Genomic DNA, 10,620 nt, shown 5'->3' with positions numbered 1-10,620 from the left:
TCCTATTGCAGCCCTTCGGCCAGCGGGCCGAGGGCGAGGACGGGAAGGAAGGTCAGCGCGACGAGCACCAGCGTCACGCCCGCGACCATGCCGACGAACAGCGGCTTGTGCGTGGGCAGCGTGCCCGCCGTCGCCGGGACCGGCCGCTGCCGCGCGAACGACCCGGCCAGCGCCAGCACCAGGATGATCGGCACGAACCGGCCGAACAGCATGCACAGGCCCAGCGCCGTGTTGAACCACGGCGTGTTGGCGCCGAAGCCCGCGAACGCCGACCCGTTGTTGTTCGACGCCGACGTGAACGCGTACAGCATCTCCGAGAGCCCGTGCGGCCCCGCCTCCTGCATCGAGTCCAGGTTCGACGGCACCGCGAACGACAGCGCGAGCCCCGCCAGCAGCAGCGTCGGCGTCACCAGGAAGTACAGGCTGGCGAGCTTGATCTCCCGCGCCCCGATCTTCTTGCCGAGGTACTCGGGGGTCCGGCCCACCATCAGCCCGGCCACGAACACGGTGATGACCGCGAGCACGAGCATCCCGTACAGGCCCGAGCCGACCCCGCCGGGCGCGATCTCGCCGAGCATCATGTTCAGGATCAGCGTCCCGCCGCCCAGCGATGTGAACGAGTCGTGGAACGAGTTCACCGACCCCGTCGACGTCAGCGTCGTCGCCGCCGCGAACAGGCTCGAATCGCCGGCGCCGAACCGGACCTCCTTGCCCTCCATGGCGGCCGCGACGGCCTGCGGCACGGTGCCGTTCGCCATGGCCTCGAACCCGAACACGGCGGTCACCGACGCCAGGGCGAGCACGCCCATGACCGCGACGATCGCGTACCCCTGCCGGTCGTCGCCGACGATCCGCCCGAACACGCGCGGCATCGACACCGGGATCGCCAGCAGCAGGTAGATCTCGATGAAGTTCGTCCACGACGTGGGGTTCTCGAACGGGTGCGCCGAGTTCGCGTTGTAGAACCCGCCGCCGTTCGTCCCCAGGTCCTTGATGGCCTCCTGGCTCGCGACCGCGCCGCCGGTGATCGACTGCGTGTCGCCCGCGGCCGTGGCCGCCTGCGCCACGTCGGTGAAGTTCTGCACCACGCCGCCGACGACCAGCGCGACGGCGCCGAGCGTGGCGATCGGCAGCAGTACCCACAGCGTGATCCGGGTCAGGTCCACCCAGAAGTTCCCGAGCTTGTCGGTGGCCTCGCGCGCGAACCCGCGCACCAGCGCCACCGCCACCGCGATGCCCACGGCCGCGGACACGAAGTTCTGCACCGCGAGCCCGCCGGCCTGCACGAGGTGGCCCATCGTGGACTCGCCCGAGTACGCCTGCCAGTTCGTGTTCGTCGTGAAGCTGACGGCGGTGTTCCACGAGACGTACGGGTCGACGCCCGGGAAGCCCAGGCTCAGCGGCAGGTACTCCTGGAGCCGCAGGAACCCGTACAGGAAGAAGATGCTCACGGCCGAGAACGCGAGCACGCTCTTGGCGTACCCGGCCCAGTTCTGCTCCGTGCCCGGCCGCGCCCCGATGACCCGGTAGATCCCGCGCTCCACTGTGAAATGGCGCTCGCGGGTGACGACCCGGTAGATGTAGTCGCCCAGCGGCCGGTAGGTCGCGGCGAGCGCGACGAGCATCGCCGCGATGAAGACGACCCCGGCGGTCGTGGCGCTCATCAGAACCGCTCCGGTTTCAGCAGCGCGACCACCAGGAAGACACCCAGCAGCACGGCGAGGACGAGGCCGATGGCGTTGACGGCGCTCACAGCTTCTCCACCGCCTTCACCAGGAGGCCGAGGGCGATGAAGCACACCGCAGTCAGCGCCAGAAAGGCAAGATCGGGCATGGGATCCTTCTTCTCAGGAGGGGGCGCGGCCGGTGCCGCGCCGCCGGAGCGGGGGAACGCGCACCCGGCGGATCCGAGTCAACGCCCGGCCGCACCGTTTGCACAGAGGACCTGACGCCTTCGCTATGCCGCCGCCCCGCTTCTTGACGAGACGCTGACAGCCCCGGCGCAGACCCCCCATTCGGATCCCATCACGCCAAACGCCCCCAATCCGGAAACCGGGGCCGTAGAGTCGCCTGCATCGGCGCCTGCCGCGGCCGCCCGATCCGGTTTCCTGCCATGCGACCGGGCCGGACGGCCGCGGCGAACCGCGCGCCCCGCGTCCCGAGGGAGTCCACATGAGGCGCACCGCCGTGCCCGCCGCCCTTGCCGTCCTCGCGTGCGCCGCGCTGGCGGCCTGCGGCGCCGACTACGCGGGGAACGGCTCGTCGAAGGCGCGGGCGGGCGTCGCGGACGTCCAGGAGCGCGTCACGGGCGTCGACTGGGGCGAGTGCGACCTCCAGGCGATGTTCCAAGGCGAGGAGCTGGACGCGGTGGCGACGGCGTGGGCCGAGGCCCTCGAATGCGGTTCGATCCGCGTCCCGGTCGACTACGAGGACCCCGGCGGGCTCCAGGTGCGCCTGGCGATGGTCCGCCACCCGGCGACCAGCGCCGACCGCACGGGCTCCCTCCTGGTCAACCCGGGCGGCCCCGGCGGCTCGGGCATCGAGCTGGCGCAGCACCCGTTCCTGCCCGACGCGGTCACCGCGGCCTTCGACGTCGTCGGCTTCGACCCGCGCGGCGTCGGCCAGAGCGCCGACCTGGCGTGCGGCTCCGAGGACGCGTTCGACGCGGCCGTCACCGACGTGTACACCGCCGACCCCGCCGCGATCACCGACGCCCAGACCGAGGCGCTCAAGACCGGCGCCCAGGACTTCTCCGGCGAGTGCGCCCAGGAGGAGGACCCGCTGTTCCTCGACAACATCGGGACCATGAACGTCGCCCGCGACCTGGAGGTCATGCGCGCCGCGCTCGGCGACGACCAGCTCACCTACCTCGGCTACTCGTACGGCACCTACATCGGGCAGATGTACCTGTACCTCTACCCGCACAAGGTCCGCGCGATGGTCCTCGACGGGGTCATGCGCACCTCCGGGTCGGTGCTCGACGTCGCCGAGGGCCAGGCCACCGGGTTCCAGACCGCGTGGCGCGACTTCGCCGCGTACTGCCTCACCCTCGACGGCTGCCCGCTCACCTCCGCCGACACCGCCGACACTGAGCTGACCGCGATCCTCACGCGGGCGCAGGAGCGCGTCGGCGGGGAGCTCACCGTCGCCGACATGCTCGACATGGTCGCCCAGAGCCTCTACTCCGAAGCCAAATGGCCCGCACTCGAAACGGTCCTCGCCGGGGCCGCCTCGGGGACGCTGGAGCAGTTCGTGCAGGACCTCCAGGACCTCGCCGGAGGCGCGGGCGGCGCGGCCCGCATCCCCCCGATCCCGCTGCCGCAGCGGGACTCCGACGCCGACTTCTACGGCGTCCAGTGCGCCGACCGCGACAACCCCGGCCACTTCGGCGCCTACCGCAGCTCCGCCGAGGCCGCCTACGGGAACTCCGCGCTGTTCGGCGCCGGGATCTCCTGGAGCTACCTGCCGTGCGCGACCTGGCCCGCCGACGAGCCGAACCCCTCGAAGGTCGACGGCCGCGGCGCCGCGACCACCGTCCTGGTCGGCAACACCGGCGACCCGGCGACCCCGTACGCGTGGGCCCAGTCCCTCGCCGAGGACCTCGACGACGCTGTCCTGGTCACCTACGAGGGCTCCGGGCACACCGCGTACGCCCTCGGCCACGAGTGCGTCGACGCGCCGATCACGGCCTACCTGACCGGCCTCACCGTGCCCCAGCAGGACCTGCGCTGCCCGCAGGAACTCGGCTGAACCCCGATCGCCGCTACACTGTGGAGCGGCCTTCGGCTGCGTCTCACTCCCGGTTGTACACCGGTCGGTCACCCTGGCGCGTCTGGCAAGATGTCCCAGGCGCTCCGCGAGCCGCACGGCGGCGGGAGCGACGCCAGACCGTCGATGTGACGAAAGAAGCGCGAATGCACACTCTCCCCAGCACTGCTCGGACGGGGGCACCCGCATGGTCGACATGACCTGGTTCGAGGCGATCGTGCTCGGCATCGTCCAGGGCCTGACCGAGATGCTGCCGGTGTCCTCCTCGGCCCACCTGCGGCTCACCTCGGCCCTGTTCTTCGAGGAGGACGCGGGGGCGTCGTTCACGGCGGTCACGCAGCTGGGCACCGAGACGGCGGTCCTCATCTACTTCTGGAAGGACATCGTCCGCATCCTCGTGGCCTGGTGGAAGGGCCTGTGGAACAAGGACATGCGCGGCGAGACCGACTACCGCCTCGGCTGGTACGTCATCATCGGGACGCTCCCGATCGTGTTCTTCGGCCTCATCTTCAAGGACGCGATCCGCGACGGCGCCCGCAACCTGTGGCTGGTGGCCTTCAGCCTCATCTTCTTCGGCCTGCTCCTCGCGCTCGCCGAGCTCGTCGGCCGCAAGACCCGCACCTGGGACGACTTCCGCATGAAGGACGGCCTCATCCTCGGCTTCGCCCAGGCCGGCGCCCTCATCCCGGGCGTCTCCCGCTCCGGCGGCACCATCACCGCAGGGCTCTTCATCGGCCTCGACCGCGCCGTCGCCGCCAGGTACTCGTTCCTGCTGGCGATCCCGGCCGTCTTCGGCGCGGGCATCCTCAGCCTCGGCGACGTCTTCGAGCCCGCCACGGAAGGCTCGGTGCCTTCGGGGGCCCAGATGCTCGTCGCCACGGTCATCGCGTTCATCGTCGGCCTCGGCGCCGTCCACTGGATGCTCAAGTGGGTCGCCAAGCACTCCGTCTTCATCTTCGTCTGGTACCGCTGCCTCCTCGGCGTCGCCGTGGTCATCATGCTGGAGACGGGCTTCCTCCAGGCCACCTGAGCCGCAAGCCGCCACAGGGCCGGGTCCGATCGGACCCGGCCCTGTCCGCATCCCCGGACTTGACAGTCTGACAATATCGATAAACAATGTCAGAATGTCAGATCGAGCGGCGGCCGCGAAGGCCGCGATCACCGCGGCCGCGGGCCCGGTGTTCGCCCGCTACGGGTACCGGCGCACCACGATGGACCTCATCGCGCAGGCCGCGAACGTCTCGCGTCCCGCGGTCTACCAGCACTTCCCGAACAAGGCCGCGGTGTTCGCCGCCGTCGCCGAGCACATGACCGGCCTCCTGCACGCCGCCGCCGAAGCGGCCGCCGCCGCGGACGGGACGACCGCCGAGCGCCTCTACCGGGCCCTCGCCGTCAAGCTCGACTTCGCCGCCGAGGCGATCGGCGCCGATCTGCGCGGCGAGCTCGTCCAGGAGGCCGCGCAGATCGCCCCCGAGACCATCGCGGCCGCCGAAGCCCGCTACGCCGCGCTCGTCGCGTCGGTCCTCGCCGCCGACCCCGGCCTGGACCGGCTCCCCGCATCCGACGCGGCCGCCGTCCTCGTCGACGCCATGCTCGGCATCGCCCGCTCCGCGGCCGGCGCCGAGCAGATGCACGAGCGCCTCCGCCTCCTCGTCGACCTCACCCTCAACGGACTCCGGAAGGACCGGCCATGACCCTCCTCCTCTGCCTCCTCGCGGGCCTGTGCATCGGCAACGGCCTGCCGCACTTCATCAAAGGCATCACCAAGGAGGACTACCCGTCGATGCTCGGGAACGGGCCCGTTCCCAACCTCATCGCCGGATGGTCCTCCCTGACGATCGCGGCGTTCCTGCTCCTCGCCGCCGACCTCGGCGCGGCGCCCGCCGTCTCGACCGCCGTGATCAGCCTCGGCGTCCTCGCGATGGGCCTGTTCCACGCCAAGGTCGGCGCGTTCGGCCGCTAACCCCGCCGCGACTCCGCCACCGCCAAAGCGGTGATGGACCCCAGCAGGACCACCGACCCGGCGACCGCGGCCGCCGTGAGCGGCTCGCCGAGGACCACGACCGCCAGCACCGCGGCCGTGCACGGCTCGATGAGCATCATCACCGAGGCCGTCGCCGCCCGGACCCGGGCCGCGCCCGCGAAGTACAGCGGGTACGCCACGGCCGTGGTGAACACCGCCAGATACGCCATGAGCGCGACCGCCCGCCACACCTCGCCGCCCTGGGGGAGGAGCCCCTCGAACCACGCGGGCGCCAGCAGCACGAGCGCGCCGACCCCGAAGGACCACAACGTGATCGTGAACGCGTCCTCGCCGCGCTGACCGGCGGACCGGCCCAGCAGCGTCACGGCCGCGTACCCCGCCGCCGACACCGCGGCCAGGACCGCCCCGGCCGGGTCGACCGTCGCGTCGCCGCCCACGAGCACCGCGAGCCCCGTGACGGCCCCGGCCACGGCGAGGACCCCGCCGCGCCCGAGCCGCTCGCCCAGCCAGATCCGAGCGCCGAACGCGGTGAGCACCGGCCCCGAACCGAGCGTCAGGAGCGTCGCGACGGCCACGCCGGTGGCCTCCACCGACGCGAAGTAGGCGGTCTGGAACACCGCCATACCGACCCCGGCGCCGACGAGCCGCCCCAGGCGCGGCCGCAGCGGCCGCACCTCCCGCGGTCGCACGGGCCGCCGGAGCGCGCAGAACGCGCCGAGCAGGACCAGGCCGCCGAGGTGGCGCCAGAACGAGACGGCCGTCGGCCCGATGTCGGTGGCCCCGTAGACGAGGTCCGCGGCCGCGCCAGTGGTGCCCCAGGCGAGGCCGGTGACCGCGAGGAAGGCGAGCCCGCGCCGGGCCGAGCCGGACTCAGGGCGCGCAATGAGAACAGTGGACAAAGCGTCCTCCAGAGGAGAGTCGTCAGAACAGGTCTCTCGTCTGCGGGCACGCCATGGAAACGCGACCGGCCACGGGCCGGTCGCGGTGCTTCAGATGCCCGCCGCTACGCGGTGGGCGGGGAGATGCACGAACGCATGGGCGCCACCCTACCCCGGCAGGTACCGCCGGTACGACCGCAGGATCGCCACCGCGCACACCACGCCGACGCCCACGACCCCCAGCAGCAGCACCGGCGCCGGCGCGCCGGTCCCGGCCGCGACCGCCGCCAGCAGCGCCGGGGACGCGAACCCCAGGTACGACACCGCGTAGAACACGCCCGTCAGCCCCGCCAGATCGGCCGGGCCCGCGATCCGCTGCACCTCAAGCAGTCCCGAGACCATCCCGGTCCCCATGCCCGCCCCCGCGACCACCGCCGCGGCGACGCCGAGGGGCCACGACTGCCAGTGCGCGGCCGCGGCCGCCGCCGCCACGCCCGCCGTGATCATCGCGAGCCCGGCGAGCACGCCGCGCGCCGAGTCCCGCCGGTCCAGGCGCTTCGCCAAGGGCTGCACCGCGGCCGACGCCGCGAGTGCCACCACCGTCAACAGCGTCGCGTACGCGATGCCCCACCCGCGCGTCGCGTCCGCCAGCAGCACCGGCAGGTACCCGTACCCGATCGCCGAGGCCGCGAACACCCACGGCCCCGCCACGAGCACCACCCGCGTGAACCGCCGGTGCCCCGCCGCGGGGACCCGCAACTGCGCGCGCAGCGGCCCCGGCACGCCGCCCGTGGTCGCCGTCTCCGGCGCCCGGAGCACCAGCCACGCGAACGGCAGCGTCAGCGCCACATGGATGAGGAACGGCAGCTGCTCGGGCCACGGCCCCCACTGGGCGATGAGCCCGGCGACCGCCGCGCCCGCGAGCGACCCGAGCGCGAACGACAGCGTCGCCCGCCGCGCCCCGGCCCCGGTGTCCGCCGCGGGATCGTGCGGCCACTGCGACAGCTCCTTCATCCACGCCGAGCCGACGCACGTCGCCGTCCCCACCGTGACCCCGGCGAGGAACCGCCCGAAGCAGATCATGAGCGCCCCGGACTCCCCGAACGCGAGCGCCGTCGACGCCGCGACCGCGGCGAGCACGCCCGCGAACATGACCGGGCGCCTGCCGTACCGGTCGCTCAGCGCCCCCGAGAGCAGGAACGCGGGCACCAGCCCGAGCACGTAGACCCCCAGGAACCCGTTCACCGCGGCCGTCGAGTAGTGCTGGCGCTCCTGGTAGAGCAGCAGCAGCGGACTGAACTGGTTCCCGGCCCAGCTCGTGAAGAACATGACGGCGAACAGGGTCCGCCACGGGCGGGTCTGCGGGGGAGCGAGCGGTTCCGGCGGCGCCGCGAGGACGCTCACGCCAGGCCCTGGTGGCGCGAGAGGTGCAGGTCCAGGACCGCCCCGTACCCGGCGGCGTCATGGCGCCCCAGGCACGCGGCCATCTCGCGGTGCTCCCGGAACGAGGCGTCCAGGACCACCTGGCTGCTGGAGAGCACCAGGTGCGCGAGCCGCAGCTGCCGGTCGCGCAGGAGGTCGAAGAAGTGCGCGGCGATCGGGTTGCCGCCCAGGGCGATGACGGCGGCGTGGAAGTCGCAGTCGGCCTCCACGTACGCGCCGAGGTCCCCGGCCGCGAGCGCCGCCTCCTGCCGCCGGAGCGGCACCCCCAGGGCCGCTTCCACTTCCGCCGCTTCGGGTCTGCGGGCGGCGACGCGCGCGACGGCGCTGCGCTCCAGCACCCCGCGCATCTCCACCACGTCGGCGGCCTCGCCCGGCGACACCGGGTTCACGGTGGCGCCCTGCCGCGAGGACAGCGTGATGAGCCGCTCGGCCGACAACCGCAGGAACGCCTCGTGGACCGGCGTCCTGCTCAGTTCGAGCTCGTCGCAGATCTGGCCCTCGGCCAGCCTGGCGCCCCCGGCGAGGTCGCCGGTGATGATCCGCTGCTTCGTGTACGCGTACGCGCGCTCGGCCGCCGCCTGTCCCGTCATGGGTCAGGACGCTACCACTTGCATGCATCCTTGCATGCAACGATTCCCGGCGGTTGGGACTCAGTCGCCGTCGCGCTGGCGCACGGCGTACCCGGCGCGCTGGTTCAAGTCCGCGATCTGGCGGTCGAGCCAGTCGATCTCGGTGAGGTTGGTGGACCGGTGGATCTGCATGAGGCCCTTGCGGAACGGCGAGTCGAGCCGCTCGGGCGGGACCGGGGTCCCGTCGGCGTCGAAGAACAGCTGCGCGGGCTGGTAGAGGAACTCGCGGCGCCGCGCGAGCACGAGCGCCTGCTCCCTCGGGTTCTCCAGGTGGTGGAGGAACGCCAGCAGCACGTACCACTTGTTGTCGTCGGTGATGAACCCCGGCTCGGGGTCGCGCAGCCACCGCCGCAGCTGGTCCGTGCCGGTCTGCGTGATCTCCAGCATGTGCCGCGGCGCGGCCACCGACCCCGGCGCGGTGCGCCTGGTCAGGCACTGCGCGTCTTCGAGCTTCTTGATCGTCGGGTACAGCGTCCCGTCCGCCACCGGCCTGACATGCCCGGCCAGGCTCGCGACGCGGTTCTTCAGGTCGTACCCGTGCAGGGGAAAGTCCCGCAGGAATCCCAGAATCGCCATCTTCAGCATGCGTCCATTATGACACACCTATAGATATACATCGACATCGAGGTTAAAAAACCTCTTGTCAGTCAACGAAACTGCGCCCTCGAAACAACGCGCACGGGCTCCGCCCGCGCACTCACCAAAAAGGAAAGCCGCCCTCGAATTCCTGCTCAGGCAAGGAATTCGAGGGCGGCTCGGGCCGCGGCGTGGTGTCAGTCGAGGGGCAGCGCGTAGCGGCGGACGGTCTCGCGGATCGCCTCGGCGTGCAGGTAGATGTCGTCGAGGGACTCCAGCGGATGCCGGGTCTCCACCTTGTCGGCGTCGAAGATGCCGAGGTACTTCTTGGCCTTGCCGTTGAAGTGGAGGCGGGCGACCGGCTTGCGGTTGTTGTCGTCCATGAGCACCGCGCAGTAGCTCTTCGCGTCCCGCTGGACGATCCGGTGCGGCTTGACCTCGCTGCAGGCGATCGCCTTGATGATCTGGTAGCCGCCGATCTCCTCCAGGGTCGTCTCGACCCCGGAGCCGGTCTCCTCGCTGCCGGACATCCCGTCCCGGTCTTCGCCGGGGTCCGCCGACTCGGGTTCGGACACGGCGGGGAACGTCGAGACCAGAGCGGTCTGGAGGCGGCTGTTGACCTGGTCGTTGAGGAACTGCGCAGAGGCCTTCGCTACCAGGGGAGTGAAATGGTCCCGGACGCGTTGGGTGATCGACCCTTCGTACACTCTCGCGGTGAGGAACCGGACCCATTCGGGCTCGGGCTCCTTGAACAGCGCCGACAAGGTCCGCTTGATCTGGCCGATGTACTTGAGCTCCTCGGCGGCGTTGATGATCGAGTCGAGGTCGAAGGACTCCTTGGTCAGCTTGCGCAGCTCGGGGAGGAGCGTCTCGTCGAGATCGTCGAAGTCGAGGACCAGGAATGGCTTCTCGTCCATGCGGTTCGGCGCGTCGAGGTCGGTGTAGAACCGGTACTCCGAGCCGTTGGTCAGCACGGCGATCCTCGCGTTCGTGACTGCGAAGTACCGGAACAGCTGGGAGGCGTGCTCGACGCTTAGCGAGTCCTGGGGCCGCTTGCACTCGATGAGGATCTGCACCACGCCTTCATGGACGATGGCGTAGTCGATCTTCTCGCCCTTCTTGAGGCCCACGTCGGCGGTGAACTCGGGGACGACCTCGTGGGGGTCGAAGACGTCGTAGCCGAGCACTGTCGAGATGAACGGCATGATGAAGGCGTTCTTCGCGCCTTCCTCGGTCTCGATGAGCTCGCGCTGGGTCCGGACCTTGGTGACCAGGGCGGCGATACGCTCGTTGAAGTCCATGTCTCGCTCCTTTGCAAAATCATGGCGGTGATGAGGGCGCTA

11 protein-coding genes are annotated in these 10,620 nt (G+C 71.3%); 4 read left to right on the top strand and 7 right to left on the bottom strand.

Features of this window, described 5'->3' with window-relative positions; genetic code table 11:
- Nucleotides 1–2: 2 nt before the first annotated feature.
- Both kdpA and kdpF read right to left on the bottom strand, forming a co-directional pair.
- Nucleotides 3–1,664, bottom strand: coding sequence for a potassium-transporting ATPase subunit KdpA (kdpA, locus tag WA640_RS13320; RefSeq protein WP_335988176.1), 1,662 nt, complete (start codon nt 1,662–1,664; stop codon nt 3–5).
- Nucleotides 1,664–1,753: a K(+)-transporting ATPase subunit F gene (gene kdpF / locus WA640_RS13315; RefSeq protein ID WP_106365640.1), complete on the bottom strand. Its 90-nt coding sequence runs from the start codon at nt 1,751–1,753 to the stop codon at nt 1,664–1,666. Before kdpF ends, kdpA begins: the two co-directional genes overlap by 1 nt.
- Nucleotides 1,754–2,171: 418 nt before the next feature.
- Here kdpF and WA640_RS13310 point away from each other — a divergent pair, with 418 nt between their 5' ends.
- The 4 genes from WA640_RS13310 to WA640_RS13295 all read left to right on the top strand — a co-directional run bounded on the left by WA640_RS13310 (nt 2,172) and on the right by WA640_RS13295 (nt 5,730).
- Complete coding sequence (locus WA640_RS13310) at nt 2,172–3,749, top strand: alpha/beta hydrolase (RefSeq protein WP_335988175.1); 1,578 nt, start codon at nt 2,172–2,174, stop codon at nt 3,747–3,749.
- 214 nt (nt 3,750–3,963) lie between these two features.
- Complete coding sequence (locus tag WA640_RS13305) at nt 3,964–4,797, top strand: undecaprenyl-diphosphate phosphatase (RefSeq protein ID WP_106365774.1); 834 nt, start codon at nt 3,964–3,966, stop codon at nt 4,795–4,797.
- A 94-nt stretch (nt 4,798–4,891) separates the two neighbouring features.
- A complete protein-coding gene (locus tag WA640_RS13300; protein WP_335988174.1) occupies nt 4,892–5,461 on the top strand; it encodes a TetR/AcrR family transcriptional regulator in 570 nt (189 codons plus the stop codon).
- Nucleotides 5,458–5,730, top strand: coding sequence for a hypothetical protein (locus WA640_RS13295; protein WP_106365643.1), 273 nt, complete (start codon nt 5,458–5,460; stop codon nt 5,728–5,730). The genes WA640_RS13300 and WA640_RS13295 overlap by 4 nt, the downstream gene beginning before the upstream one ends.
- Here the strand turns inward: WA640_RS13295 and WA640_RS13290 are convergent.
- The 5 genes from WA640_RS13290 to WA640_RS13270 form a co-directional block, all read right to left on the bottom strand.
- Nucleotides 5,727–6,650 (bottom strand): DMT family transporter, encoded by a 924-nt coding sequence (locus WA640_RS13290; protein ID WP_335988173.1) that lies wholly within the window; start codon nt 6,648–6,650, stop codon nt 5,727–5,729. The two genes, WA640_RS13295 and WA640_RS13290, sit on opposite strands and share 4 nt — an antisense overlap.
- 147 nt (nt 6,651–6,797) lie before the next feature.
- Nucleotides 6,798–8,033 (bottom strand): MFS transporter, encoded by a 1,236-nt coding sequence (locus WA640_RS13285; protein ID WP_335988171.1) that lies wholly within the window; start codon nt 8,031–8,033, stop codon nt 6,798–6,800.
- Entirely contained in the window at nt 8,030–8,662 is a 633-nt protein-coding gene (locus WA640_RS13280; RefSeq protein ID WP_335988169.1) for a GntR family transcriptional regulator, read from the bottom strand. The genes WA640_RS13285 and WA640_RS13280 overlap by 4 nt, the downstream gene beginning before the upstream one ends.
- Nucleotides 8,663–8,722: 60 nt before the next feature.
- Nucleotides 8,723–9,286 (bottom strand): PadR family transcriptional regulator, encoded by a 564-nt coding sequence (locus WA640_RS13275; RefSeq protein ID WP_335988167.1) that lies wholly within the window; start codon nt 9,284–9,286, stop codon nt 8,723–8,725.
- 188 nt (nt 9,287–9,474) lie between these two features.
- On the bottom strand, nt 9,475–10,578 hold the full coding sequence (locus WA640_RS13270; protein WP_335988165.1) for a type I restriction endonuclease: 1,104 nt from the start codon (nt 10,576–10,578) through the stop codon (nt 9,475–9,477).
- Nucleotides 10,579–10,620 lie beyond the last annotated feature (42 nt).

The sequence above is a fragment of the Glycomyces sp. MUSA5-2 genome (genome assembly GCF_037034145.1).
GTDB lineage: Bacteria > Actinomycetota > Actinomycetes > Mycobacteriales > Micromonosporaceae > Glycomyces > Glycomyces artemisiae.
This window is presented reverse-complemented; position numbering and strand designations above follow the sequence as displayed.

Coding starts and splice junctions, on each gene's coding strand:
- WA640_RS13305 (WP_106365774.1), top strand. CDS start 3,964: ATGACCTGGTTCGAGGCGATCGTGCTCGGCATCGTCCAGGGCCTGACC.
- WA640_RS13275 (WP_335988167.1), bottom strand. CDS start 9,286: ATGCTGAAGATGGCGATTCTGGGATTCCTGCGGGACTTTCCCCTGCAC.
- WA640_RS13280 (WP_335988169.1), bottom strand. CDS start 8,662: ATGACGGGACAGGCGGCGGCCGAGCGCGCGTACGCGTACACGAAGCAG.
- WA640_RS13310 (WP_335988175.1), top strand. CDS start 2,172: ATGAGGCGCACCGCCGTGCCCGCCGCCCTTGCCGTCCTCGCGTGCGCC.
- WA640_RS13270 (WP_335988165.1), bottom strand. CDS start 10,578: ATGGACTTCAACGAGCGTATCGCCGCCCTGGTCACCAAGGTCCGGACC.
- kdpA (WP_335988176.1), bottom strand. CDS start 1,664: ATGAGCGCCACGACCGCCGGGGTCGTCTTCATCGCGGCGATGCTCGTC.
- WA640_RS13295 (WP_106365643.1), top strand. CDS start 5,458: ATGACCCTCCTCCTCTGCCTCCTCGCGGGCCTGTGCATCGGCAACGGC.
- WA640_RS13300 (WP_335988174.1), top strand. CDS start 4,892: ATGTCAGATCGAGCGGCGGCCGCGAAGGCCGCGATCACCGCGGCCGCG.